The sequence below is a fragment of the Paraburkholderia guartelaensis genome (assembly GCF_004353905.1).
GTDB lineage: Bacteria > Pseudomonadota > Gammaproteobacteria > Burkholderiales > Burkholderiaceae > Paraburkholderia > Paraburkholderia guartelaensis.
This window is the reverse complement of sequence record NZ_SMOD01000016.1, coordinates 89,408-106,355: the sequence shown is the minus strand read 5'-3', so window position 1 is coordinate 106,355 and position 16,948 is coordinate 89,408. Positions and strand designations below refer to the sequence as shown.

General features: G+C 64.3%; 15 protein-coding genes. 5 read left to right on the top strand and 10 right to left on the bottom strand.

All coding sequences use genetic code 11. The features are described 5' to 3' along the window. Positions 1–129: 129 nt before the first annotated feature. Positions 130–948, bottom strand: coding sequence for a helix-turn-helix transcriptional regulator (locus tag E1N52_RS21745; RefSeq protein ID WP_133184788.1), 819 nt, complete (start codon positions 946–948; stop codon positions 130–132). 229 nt (positions 949–1,177) lie between these two features. On the opposite strand from E1N52_RS21745, the gene E1N52_RS21740 reads away from it, so the two are divergent. Further along, positions 1,178–2,200 carry a VTT domain-containing protein gene (locus tag E1N52_RS21740; protein WP_133184787.1) on the top strand — a complete coding sequence of 341 codons (1,023 nt, stop codon included), beginning with the start codon at positions 1,178–1,180 and terminating at the stop codon, positions 2,198–2,200. Between the two features lie 42 nt (positions 2,201–2,242). Here the strand turns inward: E1N52_RS21740 and E1N52_RS21735 are convergent, their stop codons facing one another. Further along, positions 2,243–3,670 carry a DHA2 family efflux MFS transporter permease subunit gene (locus E1N52_RS21735; RefSeq protein ID WP_133184786.1) on the bottom strand — a complete coding sequence of 476 codons (1,428 nt, stop codon included), beginning with the start codon at positions 3,668–3,670 and terminating at the stop codon, positions 2,243–2,245. Positions 3,671–3,957: 287 nt separating this feature from the next. Here E1N52_RS21735 and E1N52_RS21730 point away from each other — a divergent pair, with 287 nt between their 5' ends. After that, positions 3,958–4,983, top strand: a complete 1,026-nt coding sequence (locus E1N52_RS21730; protein ID WP_133184785.1) for an aldo/keto reductase — start codon at positions 3,958–3,960, stop codon at positions 4,981–4,983. A 27-nt stretch (positions 4,984–5,010) separates the two neighbouring features. On the opposite strand, the gene E1N52_RS44140 is transcribed toward E1N52_RS21730, so the two are convergent. The 7 genes from E1N52_RS44140 to E1N52_RS21700 all read right to left on the bottom strand — a co-directional run bounded on the left by E1N52_RS44140 (position 5,011) and on the right by E1N52_RS21700 (position 12,045). Further along, the gene (locus E1N52_RS44140) at positions 5,011–5,187 is read right to left on the bottom strand and encodes a hypothetical protein (RefSeq protein ID WP_154677984.1); all 177 of its coding nucleotides are present in this window, start codon (positions 5,185–5,187) and stop codon (positions 5,011–5,013) included. A 571-nt stretch (positions 5,188–5,758) separates the two neighbouring features. Next, on the bottom strand, positions 5,759–6,460 hold the full coding sequence (locus tag E1N52_RS21725) for a carbonic anhydrase (protein ID WP_133184784.1): 702 nt from the start codon (positions 6,458–6,460) through the stop codon (positions 5,759–5,761). Between the two features lie 329 nt (positions 6,461–6,789). Further along, positions 6,790–7,623 carry an ABC transporter ATP-binding protein gene (locus tag E1N52_RS21720; protein WP_133184783.1) on the bottom strand — a complete coding sequence of 278 codons (834 nt, stop codon included), beginning with the start codon at positions 7,621–7,623 and terminating at the stop codon, positions 6,790–6,792. A 38-nt stretch (positions 7,624–7,661) separates the two neighbouring features. Next, on the bottom strand, positions 7,662–8,495 hold the full coding sequence (locus E1N52_RS21715) for an ABC transporter permease (RefSeq protein ID WP_133184782.1): 834 nt from the start codon (positions 8,493–8,495) through the stop codon (positions 7,662–7,664). Between the two features lie 48 nt (positions 8,496–8,543). Then, positions 8,544–9,407, bottom strand: coding sequence for an ABC transporter permease (locus tag E1N52_RS21710; RefSeq protein WP_133184781.1), 864 nt, complete (start codon positions 9,405–9,407; stop codon positions 8,544–8,546). A gap of 21 nt (positions 9,408–9,428) precedes the next feature. Further along, on the bottom strand, positions 9,429–10,505 hold the full coding sequence (locus E1N52_RS21705) for an ABC transporter substrate-binding protein (protein WP_133184780.1): 1,077 nt from the start codon (positions 10,503–10,505) through the stop codon (positions 9,429–9,431). Positions 10,506–10,797: 292 nt separating this feature from the next. Beyond that, entirely contained in the window at positions 10,798–12,045 is a 1,248-nt protein-coding gene (locus E1N52_RS21700) for an MFS transporter (RefSeq protein WP_133184779.1), read from the bottom strand. 106 nt (positions 12,046–12,151) lie between these two features. On the opposite strand from E1N52_RS21700, the gene E1N52_RS21695 reads away from it, so the two are divergent. Together E1N52_RS21695 and E1N52_RS21690 are read left to right on the top strand one after the other, a co-directional pair. Continuing rightward, complete coding sequence (locus E1N52_RS21695; protein ID WP_133184778.1) at positions 12,152–13,033, top strand: LysR substrate-binding domain-containing protein; 882 nt, start codon at positions 12,152–12,154, stop codon at positions 13,031–13,033. Between the two features lie 481 nt (positions 13,034–13,514). Further along, positions 13,515–13,913, top strand: a complete 399-nt coding sequence (locus tag E1N52_RS21690) for a BON domain-containing protein (protein ID WP_133184777.1) — start codon at positions 13,515–13,517, stop codon at positions 13,911–13,913. A gap of 177 nt (positions 13,914–14,090) precedes the next feature. Here E1N52_RS21690 and E1N52_RS21685 read toward each other — a convergent pair whose 3' ends face one another. Next, positions 14,091–15,044 carry a LysR family transcriptional regulator gene (locus E1N52_RS21685; RefSeq protein WP_133184776.1) on the bottom strand — a complete coding sequence of 318 codons (954 nt, stop codon included), beginning with the start codon at positions 15,042–15,044 and terminating at the stop codon, positions 14,091–14,093. Between the two features lie 345 nt (positions 15,045–15,389). On the opposite strand from E1N52_RS21685, the gene E1N52_RS21680 reads away from it, so the two are divergent. Continuing rightward, a complete protein-coding gene (locus E1N52_RS21680; protein ID WP_133184775.1) occupies positions 15,390–16,916 on the top strand; it encodes a CoA-acylating methylmalonate-semialdehyde dehydrogenase in 1,527 nt (508 codons plus the stop codon). The last annotated feature ends 32 nt before the right edge of the window (positions 16,917–16,948 follow it).

Sequence of the window (16,948 nt, the reverse complement as noted above, 5' to 3'; positions counted from 1 at the left end):
AGCGGGGGCGCTGGCGATGAAGGCAGTATGGAGCGCGAGGCGCGGCCCGCTGTCCTCAATTTGGGTACAGGGGGCTTACGGGGGGAAATTTCGCGCAGTCGTTTTTCTGCGCGCGTTTGCGGCGGGTGGTTAGCCCTGATCCGTCGCCAGACAAAGCGCAAACAGCTGCCGCTGGCTCGAAATGCCCAGCCGCTGATACGCGCGTTTCTGATACGTCACCACACTGCTGGGCTTCACGCCCATGCACTCGGCGATTTCAACCGCGCTGCGCCCTTCGAGCACACCGCGCAGGGCGTCGAGTTCACGCTTGGAAAGCGTGGGGCAGAGTCCGCGCAGGCGCGCGAGCATCATCTGAGGAATGCCGAGCTGGCTCTGCCCGCGAATCGTGTAGTGATGCCGCGCCGACTCGCCGATCAGCGGTGCGAGCGATTCGACCAGTTCCACTTCGCCCGGCTGAAAATTGCCGGCGTCGCTTTCGCGGTACAGGTTCACGGAGAGCCAGATGTCGGCGGCGGGCTGCAGCAGCAGCGAGAGCCGGTCGGACACGTTGGGCGTCGCGTAACACGCGGTGCGGTAACCGTCGTGTGCGATGTCGGCGCTGCTTTGCCAGTGCAGCACGAGCGACGAGCCGGGCTTGTCGGCCGAGCCGCCGGAGACGATCTGCTGATTGCCGTCGAGCGCGTAGAAGAGGCGCGCGTAGGTGTCGGCGACGTCGCGCAGAAAGCGCCCGCCGCGATGATCGGCCACGGAAACCGTGCGCGGCCGGTTGCCGAATTCGTAGGCGAACACGGTGCACTGCGTGACCGAAGTCGCCGGGCCGAGCATGTTCAGCACTTCGGCGGCGAGCGCATTGGCGTCGTCGCGGCCAATGGCCGAAACGAGGCTGGTGACGCGCGAGAGGTCGAACTGACCTGCCTGCCTCGGTCGATCGAGATGCCAGTAACGCATGTTTCTTGACGGAAAACGGCTGGAAGAAGCAACTTTTACGAGATTAGCATCGTTTCGCATCGGCGCGAAAGCGCCAGCAGCGGGGCCGGATCGCCCGCCCGATGCCGCCGTGAAGCCTGCGTCAACGAGAGCAAGGAATGGCACGTTGGGGTAATCTCCACCCTCGGCCGGCGCGGTATGCGCGCCATGTTTCCTTACCTGAATATTCCTGCGCGCAGGTTATCTCGAAATGTTGACGCTCCCCACCGCGATTCCACCCGATTTCGGCGCCGGAGCGGTCTTTCTCAGCGTACTCGTCACGCAACTGGGCGTGCCCGTGCCGGCCGCGCCGGTGTTGATTCTCGCGGGCACGATGGCGGCGAGCGGCGAGACGTCCTACGGGAGCCTGCTGGCGGCGGCCGTGATCGCCACGCTGCTCGCGGATTCCTTGTGGTTCGCCGCGGGCCGCAAACGCGGGCGGCGTCTGCTCAACGGGCTCGTGCGCTTTTCGCTGTCGCTGGACACGACGATCCGCATCGCGCGCAACGTCTTCGAGCGCTACGGCGCGCCCATTCTCGCGGTGGCGAAGTTCGTGCCGGGGCTCGGCCTGATTTCCGCGCCGCTGCTCGGTACGACTACGGTGGCGGTGCACGTCTTCCTGCTGTGGGACACGGTCGGCGCGGCTTTGTGGGCGGGCACCTGGCTGCTCGGCGGCGCGGCGCTGCATGCGGAGATCGTGCGATTCGCGGCGTTCGTGCGCGCGAACGGCATGACGATCTTCGACGTGCTCGCCGTGGCGGGCGTGTTGTTCCTCGCCTGGCGCTGGCTGCGGCGCATGCAGTTCCGCCACTGGCTGGCGACGCACCGCATCTCGCCCGATCAGCTCGACGAGATGATGAAGTCGAGCGCGCCGCCCATCGTGCTCGACGCGCGCCCGCAATCCGTGCGCGCGAAGGAGGCCTACCGGATTCCTGGTGCGCGGCCGCTGAATCTCGATTCGAGCGAAGAACTCTCGCCCGAGCTGATCGGGCGTCCAATCGTCGTGTACTGCGTGTGCCCGAACGAGGCGACGGCCAAGCGCATCGTCGATCAATTGCGCAACAAGCACATCTATCACGCGCGCGCGCTCAGGGGCGGCCTCGACGCCTGGGAGCGCCACGGTTATCCGGTCGAGCCGCTGTCCAACGAGTTCCACGCGGCGCATGCCCATGCCGATGAACTCGAGGCGGGCGAAGAAGCGGAATTCACCGTGCGGGCAAGCCTTTCCAAATAACGGTAGTCCTGCCGCCGCGCGTCGCCAGGCGCGCGGCGGGACCTACGCGCGCTGCCTGCGCGAGCCGCCGCCCACGTTCTGCCCCGCATCGCGCGCCATCTGCGCATAACCCCACACCGAAATCAGCGTGAGCACGCCGGCCGCAAGAAAGGCGAGCCGGAAGTCGTCGAGCGTGAACACGTGGCCCGTGGTTTCGCCGTTCAGGTTCGCGGCCACGCGCAGCGCGAGCGCGCCGAACGCAATGCCAAGGCCGATGGTCATCTGCGCCGCCGCGCTCCAGAGCGTGCTGGCCGCGCTCATCTGCGGCTGCGCGACGTCGGCGTAGGCCAGCGTGGCGAGGGTGGAAAACTGCATCGAGCGCGCCATACCGTAGACGAACACGACGATCAACACGATGGCGAGCGGCGTGCCGGGCGTGAGCATGCCGCACGCGATCAGGGACACGCCCGCGACGCTGACGTCGACGACGGAAACGAGCCGGAAGCCCCAGCGCTCGAGAATGCGCGTCGTGAGCGCCTTCATCCCGAGATTGCCGAGCGCACTCGCAAGCAGCAGCAGGCCGGACTTGAACGCCGAGAGGCCGAAGCCGATCTGGAACATCAGCGGCATCAGATACGGCGCCGCACCGATGCCGACACGCGTGATCGAGCCTGTCACGACCGTCACGGAAAACGTCGGAATTTTCAGCGTGGAAACATCGACGAGCGGGTGCGGATGGCGTTTCGCATGCACGAACGCGACGACCCCGATCGCTACGCCCGCCGCAACGATCGCCACCGCGCGCCAGGGATTCTGGCCCGCCTGGCTTGCGAGTTCCGCGCCGTAAAGGATGGCGGTGAGCGCCGCGCCGCTCAGTACGAGGCCCGCCACATCGAGCGGCCGGCGCTGTTCGCCGCGCAGGTTCGGCACGATGGCGGCGATGGCCGCGAGCACGGCAATGCCGAACGGCACGTTCAGCAGAAAGATCCAGCGCCACGACGCATACGTCGTAATGAAGCCGCCGATGGGCGGCCCCACCACGGGCGCGGCGATAGCGGGCCAGGTGATCGTCGAGATCGCCTGCATGAGCTTGTTTTTCTCGGTGCTGCGCACGACGACCATACGCCCGACCGGCACCATCATCGCGCCGCCAATGCCTTGCAGAATGCGCGCGGCCACGAACTCGTCGACGTTCTGCGAGATCCCGCACAGCACGGACGCCACCGTGAACGTGACGACGGCGCTGAAGAACACGGTGCGCGCACCGCAGCGGTCAGCCACCCATCCGCTGGCCGGAATGAAGATGGCAAGTGCGAGCATATAGGCGGTCACGCCAAGACTCAGGCTATTCGGGCCGATGCCGAACGAGCGCGCCATCTGCGGCAGCGCCGTGGCGATGACGGTCGTGTCCAGGTACTCCATGAAGAATGTGGCGGCGACGAGGTACGGCAGCCAGCCGACGCCGGAGGAGCGTTGTGCGGGAGCGGTCATTGCGCCACCACGCGGCAGACGAGAATCAATGCGATCTTGGTACGGAGCATGGGCGGGCAGCGGAGAAATTGCCGATCGGAACATTGCGGACCGGATAGTGAAGCAGAAAGCCCGCGGCGAAAGGCGACAGTTTCCAATACGCAAAAGCATCTGTACAGCCGCGCAGCGGTCGGCGGCGTCGCGAGACCTTCGCTGTGAGGCGGCCTCGGCAAGCCTGAATCGAAGCGCGTAGACTCGTCCGCTGTCGGCATCACATCGTCAACCCGTTGATTAATGGAGAGTCGGAAATGGAATACCGTTTTCTGGGTGCGTCCGGAATGAAGGTGCCGGTGCTGAGCTTCGGCACCGGCACGTTCGGTGGCAAAGGCGAGTTCTTCGAGGCCTGGGGCGCAACCGATGTTGCCGAAGCGCGCAAGCTCATCGACATTTGCCTCGACGCCGGCGTCACGATGTTCGACACGGCCGATATCTACTCGAGCGGCGCCTCGGAGTCGGTGCTCGGCGAAGCGCTCAAGGGGCGCCGCGACAAGGCGATCATCTCGACCAAGGCGACCTTCCGCTTCGACGACGAACCCAATAACGTGGGCTCATCGCGCTTCCACCTGAAGCGCGCGGTCGACGCGGCGCTCAAGCGTCTGCAGACCGATCATATCGACCTGTTCCAGTTGCATGGATTCGATGCGCGCACACCGGCCGAAGAGGTGCTGTCCACGCTCGACGAACTCGTGCGCGCAGGCAAGATTCTCTATACGGGCGTGTCGAACTTCTCGGGCTGGCACCTGATGAAATCTCTGGCCGTGGCCGATCGCTACGGCTATCCGCGTTACGTCGCGAACCAGACGTACTACTCGCTGATCGGTCGCGACTACGAGTGGGAACTGATGCCGCTCGGGCTCGACCAGGGCGTGGGCGCGGTGGTGTGGAGCCCGTTGGGCTGGGGGCGTTTGACGGGCAAGATCCGGCGCGGCCAGCCGCTGCCGGAGAAGAGCCGTCTGCATAAGACTGCGGAGCAGGGTCCGCCGGTGCCGGACGAGTACCTCTTTCGCGTGCTCGACGCCATCGACGAGATCGCGCAGGAAACCGGCAAGACCGTGCCGCAGATCGCACTGAACTGGCTGCTGCAACGGCCCACGGTCGCGACGGTGCTGATCGGCGCGCGCGACGAGGCGCAGTTGCGCCAGAACCTCGGCGCGGTCGGCTGGAACCTCACGCCCGAGCAGGTGGCGAAGCTCGATGCCGCGAGCGTGGTGCGGCCTGTCTACCCTTACTGGCACCAGGAGGGGTTCGGTGAACGCAACCCGTCACCGGTGTGACGGGCTTCTTCGCCCGGTGAGGCTTTATCAAGCCGCTTCGGTCTGGCGCAGGATCTGGGTCGCGCCCAGATGCAGCGCCAGCGCGAAGAACTCGCGTTCCGCGAGATTGAGGGTTTTCGCGGCGGCCATCGCGCGGTAATGATCTTCCGGATGCAGGAACAACTTCACTTCGACTTTCGACTGACGGTTCTGCGCGGACTCCATGGATGCTTCTCCTTCGGTAACCGGGCGCTCGGCCCGTGACGGGTGCGAAGCCCATTACCGGGCGTCCAGACGCGCAAAGGCGCGCGCCGTCTGCCGCGATGCGAGCGGCGGCATGAAAACGGCGATGACGCGGAGTGGGCCTTTCAAGTTCGCCTGCAGCGACGCGTGCGCGACGGCAGGACACGCGCGCTGAACTAGCGAAGCGTGGGACGACGCAATGCGCCGGTAGTGCGGTTGAAGCTGGGATGAGACAGGTGATGCGACGGCGGGGCAACGTGCTGCATAGCGACCAACCTCCGGAATTCTTCTTTTTGTGCGGCAGGGCGCCGCATGTAGTACGGGCCAGAGTGTAGTCGGGTTTTGTCCTAGGGTAAACCCCTAATTCGAAAAGAATTATTGCGAAGATTGAGAAAATCGCGCGACAAAGCCCGAAATGCGCTGTGGGCGCACTTCAATTCATGCGGAATGAATAAGGGGGGTGTGATGGGGCGGCGTGAACTGCCGCCCCGGTGCTGGCCTGAAGTGAGCCTGAAAGCCAGCGTGAAGGCGCGGGCGCGTCAGCGCCCAGCCATTATTCCTCGACGCGCTTGCGCAGGCGTGCGCGCGCTTCGCCGAGCGACAGGAACTTGCCGTGTGCTTCGTCCAGCACGGTGACTTTGCCGTGGCCAATGTCATAGACCCAGCCCTGCAGTTCGAGCTGGCCCTGGGCCACGCGCGCCGCCACGGCGGGGTGCGTGCGCAGGTGCGTGAGCTGCAGGCGGACGTTTTCTTCCACGAGCGCCTGAACGATGTGGTCGTCGTCCAGGCCGCGGGTCTTCACCACGCTGCGCGCGGCTTCCGCGTTGCGCAGCCACGCCTGCACGGTGGGCATGTCGGCCGTGGCTTCCGCGCCCGAGGCGAGCCCCTTCATCGCGCCGCAATCGGTATGGCCGCACAGCACGATCTGCTTCACGTTGAGCGCGAGCACCGCGAACTCCACGACGGCCGAAACGCCGCCGAGCATTTCGCCATACGCCGGCACGATATTGCCGATGTTGCGGCAAACGAACAGATCACCGGGCTTGGCCTGCGTGATCATTTCCGGCGAAACGCGCGAGTCGGCGCACGTGATGAAAAGCGTGTGCGGCGCCTGGCTGTGGGCGAGGCTGTGGAACAGCTCCTTGTTGCCCGGGAAAACGTGATGAGTGAATTCGTCCACGCCGTCGAGCAGGTGTAACAGGTCGCAGCCGCACGAGTCGGAGTGACCGTCGTGCGAGTGGGTGTTGTCTGGCATGGATGTTTCTCTCTTTATCATGAATCGACACTATCGAATGGCAACAGCGGGAGTTTACGCTGAGCCGACCCCTTGCGGATCGGAAAACTTCGCGTCACGTTGCGCTAGACAAGCACTTTCCCGGTATCCAATTGTCGAACCGGCGGGATATGTCGATAAACCGGCCGAAAAGACTGCTAAGTACGGGAAAGCGGGCTGCGGCGAGGGCGCTGACGCGTCGTGCGTTTCCGTTCGAAAAGAGATTTTCTCACGCCGGGCGCAATTGGCACACCCGGGGCGTCGGGATCATGAGGAGAGATGAGGCGCGACCGACCAGTCGGTCAGCGCGTTCACCACGCCATGCGCCATTGACCTGAAGAATGGGCAGGGGTGTCGGGCAATAGCGTGTCGCCGGGCGGTGTCGTTGCGTCCGAGAAGTCGGAGAGAATCTCGTCGCGCAGTCGCACGAAGCGCGGATCCGCGCGATCGCGCGGGCGCGGCAATGCCACGTCGACGATGCGACGGATGCGGCCAGGGCGCGGCGCCATCGTCACGACCCGGTCGCCCAGGTAGATCGCCTCGTCGACATCGTGCGTGACGAGGATCATCGTGATGCGTTCGCGTTCCCAGATGCGCAGCAGCTCGTTTTGCAGACGGCTGCGCGTGAGGGCGTCGAGCGCGCCGAAGGGTTCGTCGAGCAGCAGCACGCGCGGGCGATTGACGAGGCCGCGCGCGATCGCCACACGCTGCGCCATGCCGCCCGAGAGCTGATGCGGATACGCCCGCTCGAAGCCCTTAAGCCCCACGAGTGCGATGTGCTCGGCCACCGCTTCGTGCTTTTCGCGAGCCGAAAGCGGGGCGTTGCGCAGCGCCGCCAGGATGTTCTGTTCGGCGGTGAGCCAGGGAAACAGCCGATGATCCTGGAACACGATGCCGCGTTCGAGCGAGGTGTCGCCGACACGTTCGCCGCGCATCATGATGGCGCCGCTATAGCCCGCGTCGAGCCCGGCGATCAGGCGCAACAGCGTGGATTTTCCGCATCCGCTCGCGCCGAGCACGCTCACGAATTCGCCGGGGCGTATATGCAGCGTCACGTCGTCGAGCACGACAAGCGCGGACTCGCCCGCGCCGTATCGCTTGCTGACGTGCAGAATGTCGAGTCCCGTGGATTCAGTCGCGCTCATCTAGTTTTCTCCCAGATTCTGTTGATTGGCAATCCAGATCATTGGGCAGTGATATGCAACCGCGCGAGCACGCCTCGCTCCACGCGCCTTGCGAGCGCATTGAGCGCCCATCCGATCGCGCCCACGACGACGATGCCGAACAGCACGAGGTCCATGCGGAACTGCTCGCTGCCGTCGATCAGAAGATTGCCGATGCCGCTGCCCGCCACGAGCAGATATTCCGCGCCGAGCGTGGCCAGCCACGAATAGATGAGCGCAAGATAAAGGCCCGTAAAAATAGAGGGCAACGCGGCCGGCAACAGGACGTAGCGGATCAACTGCAGGCGCGAATAGCGCAACGCCTGCGCGAGTTCGACGTATTTGCGCGGCACGGCGTGAATGCCGTCACACGTATGGGCGGCAACCGGGAGCAGCGCCGCGAGCGAAAGGAAGACCACCTTGGCGGCGTCGCCGAGCCCGAACCACACGGATATGAGCGGAATCCACGCGAACAGCGAGATCTGCTTGAACGTGTCGAAGCTCGGCCCCACGACGCGTGCGGCGATGCGCGAGAGACCCAAGGCGCCGCCCAGCAGGAACCCCGCCGTTGCGCCGATGGCAAAGCCGCAGGCTTCGCGGGCAAGCGATGCCGAAAGCGCGCGGACCAGCGCACCGCTCTCGATCTGTTCGTAAGCGGTGCGAATCACATCGCCGGGACTCACGAGCAGGCCGCTTTTCACGACATGCGAGGCACTTATGGCCCACCACAGCGCGATGGCGGCGAGGGGCAGGGCGGCGCCACGTAAATCGACACGTCGTCGCGGCCTGGCTTCGGTCGTCGCGTCACAGGCGCAATCGGGACGCGCGGACGCTCGTGCAAACGATATCTTCATGGCGAATTCTCCCTTGTCCTCAATGGCGGCAATCACGCATCGTCAGCGTCAGCCGCGAAACGCCGAAGGCGTGCCGCGGCGTAAACGCCGCTCCAGCACATCGAGCAGACGATTGATCACGAAGCCGACCGCACCCACCACGACCACTGACGCCATCACGAGATCGAGCTGAAAGAGCTGGCGGCCATACACGATCAGATAGCCGAGCCCTTCTGACGACGCCACGAGTTCGACGACGACGAGTGCGAGCCACGCCTTCGTGAAGGCAAGGCGCACGCCGGTGGCGAGCGTCGGAACCGCCGCGGGCAGCACGAGCCTCACGATACGTTGCCAGCGGGTGTAGGCGAATACGCGCGCGACCTCGTCCAGCGCGGCGGGTGTTTGCCGAAAGCCTTGCATGGTGCTCAATGTGACGGGCACGAGCGCCGCGTGTGCGATGAGCAGATACTTGAGCGGCTCGCCCACGCCGACGAGCAACAGCAGAAACGGCAGCCAGCCGAGCACGGGGATCTGCACGATCGCGTTGAAGCTGGGCAGCACCCACGCTTCGAGCGTGCGAGAGAGCCCGAGCGCGCCGCCGATCACGAAGCCGAGCACGGTGCCGCCTGCAAAGCCCAGCAGCACGCGTTGCAGGCTGATCAGCGTATTGCGCGCAAGCTCGCCGCTCTGGGCGAGATCGACGAAGGTTTCATAAACGCGCTGCGGCGCAGGCAGGATCTGCGGCGCGATCCAGCCACGTGCGCAGCCGATGCTCCACAGCAGAAAAAGCATTGCGGGCAGCAGCCAGGGCGCGAGATGCCACGCACTTGCGCGCAGTACGACGCGCCAGCGCACGTGCGCGCTTGTCGTGTCGACGCGCGGCGCAGCTGCATGCGGCGTGTCCGAAGCAATCGTGATCGCGGTTTCCGTCATGATGCGGCTCCTCTCGCGTGCTCAGCCAAGCGGCTTGCCGACGGCGTCGTAGGGGGTCCAGTAGTGTTCGAGCTTTTGTGCGCGCAGCGCGTTGTCGAGATAGCGCGGCTCGAACCACGAATCGACCTCCACGGGCTGGCGAATCAGCTTCAGGCGCAGCGCGTCCTGCGCAACGGCTTTGTAGCGCGCCACGATGAACGGATCGATCAACGGCGAATTGCGATACTTCAGCGGCTGCTCGCCGAACTCGGCTTGCCAGGACGAATAGCTCACGCCGCTATTCGCCCAGAGCTTGAAGAGCGCGTCGCGGTTTGTTTCATCTGACGACCATTGCGCCGCCTGCACGAAGACATTGACCACGCGCTGCACGATGTCGGGGTGCGCCTTCTCGAAGCCGTCGAGCACGAGCAGATGCGCCTGGCGCGTCAACTGCGGGCCATCATGCTGCGATTCGTAGACGATGCGAGCGAGCCCCTGATCGCGCAGCCGGTAAAGGTGATAGTCGTTTACCGAGGCATCGATGCCTTTCGATGCGAGTGCGGCGAGCGAGCTTGCGGTGTCGAGATTGATCACCCGTAGCGCGCGTTCGTCGAGCTGGTTTTCGGCGAGCGCATTGTCGGCCACGAGCTGCAGATTCGTGCCGCGAAAAATGGCGACGCGACGGTCCTTGAGATCCTTGATCGACTTGATGTCGGAATCGGCGGGCACACCCACCTTCACACCGGAGCGCACGCCCGACTCCAGCAGGATGCGGGTCTTGAGACCGTTGGCGCGCGCGAGCACCGAGGGTAAGTCGCCTTGATACGCGAAGTCGAGTGCACTGTTGGCAATGGCCTCGTTCACTGCCGGGCCCGCGCCCTTGAAGAAGAGCCACTCGACCTTGATGCCGTCGGCGGCGAATTCCTTTTCGAGCAGCTGCTGGCCGCGCACCGTGGCAGCGGTCGAACCGCCGAAAGTGGGCGGGTCTCCCGCGCCTTGCTGCGCGACGCCGATGCGGATCACGGTGGGCTTTTCTGCCGCGGCGTGCAGGGAGACGAAAGAAAGCGCGGCATAAATCAGGAACTGCGGCAGGTACTGCAGAACGCGAAGTGAACGCATGGGCAGGTCGGATTTGGGTGACGAAACGGGATGCGCAGACTGGCGAGCTTGCTTCGCTGTCGTTGCCGTTGGGTCATTCTTTTCCGGGTATGCCGATCAGGACAACCAATGATTCGAGATTTGCATTTCTCGACAAAGGCGCTGTGTTCTATGGGGAAAGTGAACGGCAGGGCGCACTCATGATAGTAGAGCGCGGCCCGTGCCGAAGGAAGAAATCGTGCTATCGATGTGAGCAGAAGCGCAAAGCCGCACAGCGCGCCGGGCGCGGTGCGGCTTTGCGCGAAAGCGCGCTTTATTGCGTTTCGACCGCGTGGCGCGGGGCAGCGGCACGCCGTGACGGCATGAAGTACCACACCGCGCAGAGCACTTGCATCCCGACGAGGACAGCCCATACGGTCTGATGCGCGACCGCCGGGTAGTGGCCGTCGAGTGCCGGCCAGTGCGCGAGCGCGGCGCCGATCGCGATCTGCAGAAGGAAGATGCCGATGAAGATGACGAGCGTGAACGTGGTGTTCACACGGCCGATCAAGCGCGGCGGGAAATATTCGGCGAGCACGGCATAAGTCAGGATGCCGGTGCCGCCGAACGCGCCGTAAGCCGCCCAAAGCAGGGACGCGGGAAGCGGCACGCGCGCCGCGAGCAACGCTTGCACGAGCACGAAAACGAGCATCGTGACGCCGGAAAAGAGCTGGACGCTCACGCCGCGCCGCTCGAAGCTGCGTGCGAGCGCGCCAAAGCCGATGTTGCCGACGATGAATGCGCCGCCCAGCACGGAAACGAGCGAGGCTGCACGCGCGCCGACATCGGCGGTGCCGGCCGGCACGACGTCGCGCAGAAACGCGCCGACCCACAACGACTGCATGGCATAGAACACGGCCTGGGTGAGGCCCGAGAACGTTGCGGTCTTCCAGAATGCATGACTGCACAGGATATGCGCGGTCCCCTTGAACTGCTCGAGCACGCTCGCCTGGTGGTGGGTGTCGCGCGTGCGCGGGCCGCCGATCCAGATGATGGCGGCCACGATCACCGTGAGCACCGCGAGCCCGATGCTCACCGCGCGCCAGGGCGCGACCGAGAGCAGCCACGAGAGCGGGGCGCCCACGGCCACACCGCCCAGGCCGCCCACGGCCATCACGAGGCCATTGACGAGCGTGAGCTGCGCGACGGGGAAGTGCTGCGCCGTGGCCTTGAACGCGCCGCCGAGGCACACCGACACGCCCACGCCGATCAGCAGCCGGCCGACCATCATCGCGGCCATGTTGTGCGAGACGCCGAAGATCAACGCGCCCGCCGCTGCCACGAGCATGACGCACGCAGTGACGCGGCGCGGGCCGTAATGGTCGAGCAGCACGCCGCCAGGAATCTGCGCGCCAGCGAAGCCGAGGAAATAGAGGCTCGTGAGTGTGCCGAGGTCGGTCGCCGTGAAGCCCATTTCACGCGAGAGAAACGGCGCGAAGCCGAGATTGACGCCGCGAAACAGGTACGAAATGAAGTAGCCGAGCGCGAATACGGCGAATACGCGCAGTCTGAGTGAGGTCATGTTGGGGGCGAAAGCGGATTGAATGCCTGGCTGTCGATTATTGGCGATTGCCGTGTGCGAGGCCAGCGAGAGATTTCAGACGGCATTGTGAGTAGAATTTGACGTCATGGCCCGACCTCTCCCCCCATTGCAGGCGCTGCGCGCCCTTGAAGCCGCTGCGCGGCGGCGCAGTTTCAGCCGTGCCGCGGAAGAATTACATTTGACGCACAGCGCCGTGAGCCATCATCTGCGCGCGCTCGAAACGGAATTAGGCGTCGAGCTGTTCCGCCGCGCGGGCAGCCGCATGATCCCTACCGCGGCGGGCGCACAACTGGCCGAGCGAGTGCGCCGCAGTCTCGACGACCTGCGCAACGCGCTCGACGCCACGCGCCCCGGCGTGAGCGGCGTCACGCGGCTCGAACTGAGCGTGATGTCCGATTTTGCGTCGGTCTGGCTGATTCCGCGCCTGGGCGACTTCTACGACCGCCATCCGATGGTCGATCTTTCGCTGCGCATGCACGCGGACGTGACGCCGCCCGACCCGTATCCGTTCGACATCGGCATCTGGCATCGGCGCGTCGACGAGCCCGGCTTCCAGATCCGCAAGCTGCTGGACGATCAGGTCGTCGCGGTATGCAGTCCGGCCTTGCTCGCGCGCCATCCCGGCTTTCGCATGGAAGATCTCGCGAGCATGCCGCTCCTGCGTTTTTCGCGCCGCTCGTGGCGCGACTTCTTCGAAGCCGCGGGCGTGGCCGGCGACGAACCGGAGCGCGGGCCGGTGTTCGACGACGCGGGCCTGCTGCTGCAGGCAACGGTGGCCGGGCAAGGCGTGGCGACGGCGCGTCTGCAACTCGCACGCGGATTCATCGAACGTGGCGAGCTGGTGCAGTTGGGGCAGGTCCGTATTCCGGCCTCGCTCGACTATTACTTTACCTGGCGCGAGGGGCATCCGCGCGAGGCGGCGATCCAGCAGTTCTATCGATGGATAAAGGCGCAATTGGCCAATTGATGCCGGCCTCTCGCATTGCGCAATGGGTATTTGGGTTTACAGCTGACCGTATTGTCAACGCTGCTTGTGTGATGCGCGTTGCTGTTTAAATAAAGCGGCTCAATCCTGCTCTGCAATACGCGATTAGTCATTGTATTCATATCGCATGCACCAAAGCGGATCATGGCTGAAGGCACTACACCGGACGTTTAAAACGGCAATGAAACTCCGGTGAATGGGCCGTAAAACGGGCATGTGAAGCAATTCAATTGCCTCCTTGCGCGCTGGCTTCACTATTTGGGCAATCAAGTCTATTCGTCTGCGGAAAGCAGCAGGAAGTGTGGCGTGGAATCACAGATTGGGCACGCTTCGTGTCAAGAATGAAATAGTTGCGGTATTGTTACTCCCCATCGCCGTTTGGCGCGTGAATGTTTCGTAGTCAATGGTGTAGTTAACGGCCCATTCCTGGGCCTGCAATAAGACTGACAACAGGAGAAACTGCATGAAGGCTATTCAGATGTTCAAGCTTGCCGCAGCCACGGCACTCGTGGCGGCCTCGTTCCAGGTCTACGCGCAGGACGCTTCGGCCCCGGCGGCCGCAGAAGCCCCTGCCAGCGGTCCGACGGCCGCAGCCCAGCACAACGTCAATCAATCGAAGGCAGCATTGCGTCAGGCACGCGCAGCGAACCGTGCGCTCGGCCGTAAGGTCCGTGCGGCCCTCGCGCGTGACAAGAACGTGAGCGTCTCCAACATCACCGTGCGTGCCAAAGACGGCGCAGTCACGCTGCAAGGCACCGTGCCCGAGCAGTCGCAGATCCAGCGCGCTGGCGATGTCGCCAAGGGCGTCGAAGGCGTAACGTCGGTGCGCAACGCGCTGACGATCCGCCCGGTTGGGACCTGAGCATCGGCTAGCCGGCGCGCGCCCATCGCCCTTCGAGGTGCGGGCGGCGACGCCGGAGCAGGTGTCTTTCGCGTTCTTGCTGAAGGCCGCACATGCAGTCCCACTCGTGGACTGCATGTGCGGCTTTCTTATTGCCTGGCGAAACTGTGAAGCTCAATGCTGTAACGCGCATTGCGCTCAGGGCTCGACGTAATGCATTTCCGGCGATTCGCCCATCAGCAGCGGGCGATTGGCGTCGGCAGCCGCGCGCAGATAATCCCAGAGCGACGTGATGCGCCGCAGCTTGCGCAGGTCCTCGCGGCTGCACAGCCAGAAGCGCCGCGTCACCATGACTTCTTCGGGCAGGATCGGCACGAGGCGCGGGTCGGGCTCGGCCATGAAGCAAGGCAGGATGGCGAGCGCGCTGCCTTGCAGCGCAGCATGGTATTGCGCGATCACGCTGGTGCTGCAGAGGTTCGCGGTCACGTTCGGCGCCGTGCGTTCGAGGTAAAGCAGCTCGTGGCTGAACGCAAGATCGGCGACATAGCTGATGAAGGCGTGATTGCGCAGGTCCGCGGGCGTGCGTATGCGTGCGTGGCGCTCGAGATAGGCCGGCGTGCCATACAGGCGCAACCGGTAGTCGCATAGTTTCGTGTAGACGTACTGTCCGCGCTCGGGGCGCTCCAGCATGATCGCGAGGTCGGCCTCACGCTTTGAAAGGCTCACGAAATGCGGCACGGGCAACAGGTCGATCGACATGTCGGGATGCTGGCCCGTGAAGCGCGCCAACTGCGGTGCAAGAAAGAAGCAGCCGAAACCCTCCGTCGAACCCACGCGCACATGGCCCGAGAGCGACTGCGCGCCGATCGCGAACTGTTCGCTGGCCGATTGCACCGTGGTTTCCACCGCATCCGCGTAGGCCAGCAGGCGCTGGCCTTCGGCCGTCAGCACGAAGCCGCCCGAGCGCGATTTGTCGAACAGGACGGTGCCTAGCGCTGCCTCGAGCTCGCGCACCCGGCGCGCAACCGTGGTGTGGTCAACGCCCAGGCGTTTCGCGGCACCGCTCGCACGCTGCGTGCGAGCGACTTCCAGGAAGTAGCGCAGATCGTCCCAGTTCAGTGTCTCCATACTGCTCGTTGTGTTTTTTTGCATATCGGATGGGCTTTTTCATCTCTATGCCGTGGATATTCGAATAACTATACTCGTTGAAGAACGCGACTGAAACAGACACGGTCGCACGACAACAAGGATGGAGACAGACGATGCAATTGCAGTCGTTCCCCGCGCGGGCGCCGCAGGCATGCACACAGGCGCGCCCGTGTTCAGCAGGACTCTCCTTTACCTCGCCCATCTCCATTCCCGGCACGCTCGACATGACCGCACGCATTTGCACTGCGTGCTTGCGCGCGTGCTGCGATTGAGGGTTTCGCTGACTCCGCACATTTCGCTATATCCGGCCACGGCCGGCCCGTTCGAATCCATCAGGGAGAGTTCACGATGAACGCAGTGACCCAGGCATCCAACGCGCAAGTTTCGACCGTCAAGCTGCTCATCGACGGCGAATTCGTCGAATCGAAAACGAAGGAGTGGCGCGACATCGTCAATCCGGCCACGCAAGAAGTGCTGGCGCGCGTGCCGTTCGCGACCGTCGAGGAAGTGGACCAGGCCGTGAAGGCCGCGCACGCCGCGTTCGCGACGTGGAAGAACACGCCGCTTGGCGCGCGTTTGCGCATCATGCTCAAACTGCAGGCGTTGATTCGCGAGCATATGCCTCGCATCGCGCAGACGCTCACCGCCGAGCAGGGCAAGACGCTACCCGACGCCGAGGGCGACATTTTCCGCGGCCTCGAAGTGGTCGAGCATGCCTGCTCGATCGGCACGCTGCAGCAAGGCGGTTTCGCCGAGAACGTGGCGGGCGGCGTGGACACCTATACGCTGCAGCAGCCGCTAGGCGTGTGCGCCGGCATCACGCCGTTCAACTTCCCCGCGATGATTCCGCTTTGGATGTTCCCGATGGCGATCGTTTGCGGCAATACGTTCGTGCTGAAGCCTTCGGAGCAGGACCCGCTCTCGACCATGCAGCTCGTCGAACTCGCCATCGAGGCGGGCATTCCGAAAGGCGTGCTCAACGTCGTGCACGGCGGCAAGGAAGTCGTCGATGCGATCTGCACGCACGAACTCGTGAAGGCGATTTCGTTCGTCGGATCGACGGCCGTGGGCACGCACGTCTATCGTCTGGGCAGCGAGCACGGCAAGCGCGTGCAGTCGATGATGGGCGCGAAGAATCACGCTGTCGTGTTGCCCGATGCGAATCGCGAGCAGGCGCTCAACGCGCTGGTCGGTGCGGCGTTCGGCGCGGCGGGCCAGCGCTGCATGGCGACTTCCGTGGCCGTGTTCGTGGGCGCCGCGCAGCAATGGGTGGACGAGCTGGTAGAAAAGGCGAAGACGCTCAAGGTCAATGCGGGCCATGAGGCGAAGACCGACGTGGGACCGGTCGTTTCGCGCACGGCGAAAACGCGCATTCTCGGCTTGATCGACTCGGGCGTGAAGCAGGGCGCAACGCTCGCACTGGATGGCCGCGACGTGAAGGTGCCGGGCTATGAGAACGGCAACTTCGTTGGCCCCACGGTGTTCACGAACGTGAAGACCGACATGGACATCTACACGAACGAGATCTTCGGGCCGGTGCTCGTGGTGCTGACGGCGAAGACGCTCGATGAAGCGATCGCCATCGTCAATGCGAATCCGTTCGGCAACGGCGTGGGCCTCTTCACGCAGAGCGGCGCGGCGGCGCGCAAATTCCAGAGCGAGATCGACATTGGCCAGGTCGGCATCAACATTCCGATTCCGGTGCCGGTGCCGTATTTCAGCTTCACGGGTTCGCGCGGTTCGAAGCTCGGCGACCTGGGCCCGTACGGCAAGCAGGTCGTGCAGTTCTACACGCAGACCAAGACGGTCACCGCGCGCTGGTTCGACGACGCGACCGTGAGCGACGGCGTGAACACGACGATCAGCCTGCGCTGATGCGCTGCCCGGCATCAACATGGAGTACTGAA

Excerpts from the sequence above, each read along its gene's own strand:
- E1N52_RS21745 (WP_133184788.1), bottom strand. The coding sequence starts at position 948 with ATGCGTTACTGGCATCTCGATCGACCGAGGCAGGCAGGTCAGTTCGAC.
- E1N52_RS21740 (WP_133184787.1), top strand. The coding sequence starts at position 1,178 with ATGTTGACGCTCCCCACCGCGATTCCACCCGATTTCGGCGCCGGAGCG.
- E1N52_RS21735 (WP_133184786.1), bottom strand. The coding sequence starts at position 3,670 with ATGACCGCTCCCGCACAACGCTCCTCCGGCGTCGGCTGGCTGCCGTAC.
- E1N52_RS21730 (WP_133184785.1), top strand. The coding sequence starts at position 3,958 with ATGGAATACCGTTTTCTGGGTGCGTCCGGAATGAAGGTGCCGGTGCTG.
- E1N52_RS44140 (WP_154677984.1), bottom strand. The coding sequence starts at position 5,187 with ATGGAGTCCGCGCAGAACCGTCAGTCGAAAGTCGAAGTGAAGTTGTTC.
- E1N52_RS21725 (WP_133184784.1), bottom strand. The coding sequence starts at position 6,460 with ATGCCAGACAACACCCACTCGCACGACGGTCACTCCGACTCGTGCGGC.
- E1N52_RS21720 (WP_133184783.1), bottom strand. The coding sequence starts at position 7,623 with ATGAGCGCGACTGAATCCACGGGACTCGACATTCTGCACGTCAGCAAG.
- E1N52_RS21715 (WP_133184782.1), bottom strand. The coding sequence starts at position 8,495 with ATGAAGATATCGTTTGCACGAGCGTCCGCGCGTCCCGATTGCGCCTGT.
- E1N52_RS21710 (WP_133184781.1), bottom strand. The coding sequence starts at position 9,407 with ATGACGGAAACCGCGATCACGATTGCTTCGGACACGCCGCATGCAGCT.
- E1N52_RS21705 (WP_133184780.1), bottom strand. The coding sequence starts at position 10,505 with ATGCGTTCACTTCGCGTTCTGCAGTACCTGCCGCAGTTCCTGATTTAT.
- E1N52_RS21700 (WP_133184779.1), bottom strand. The coding sequence starts at position 12,045 with ATGACCTCACTCAGACTGCGCGTATTCGCCGTATTCGCGCTCGGCTAC.
- E1N52_RS21695 (WP_133184778.1), top strand. The coding sequence starts at position 12,152 with ATGGCCCGACCTCTCCCCCCATTGCAGGCGCTGCGCGCCCTTGAAGCC.
- E1N52_RS21690 (WP_133184777.1), top strand. The coding sequence starts at position 13,515 with ATGAAGGCTATTCAGATGTTCAAGCTTGCCGCAGCCACGGCACTCGTG.
- E1N52_RS21685 (WP_133184776.1), bottom strand. The coding sequence starts at position 15,044 with ATGCAAAAAAACACAACGAGCAGTATGGAGACACTGAACTGGGACGAT.
- E1N52_RS21680 (WP_133184775.1), top strand. The coding sequence starts at position 15,390 with ATGAACGCAGTGACCCAGGCATCCAACGCGCAAGTTTCGACCGTCAAG.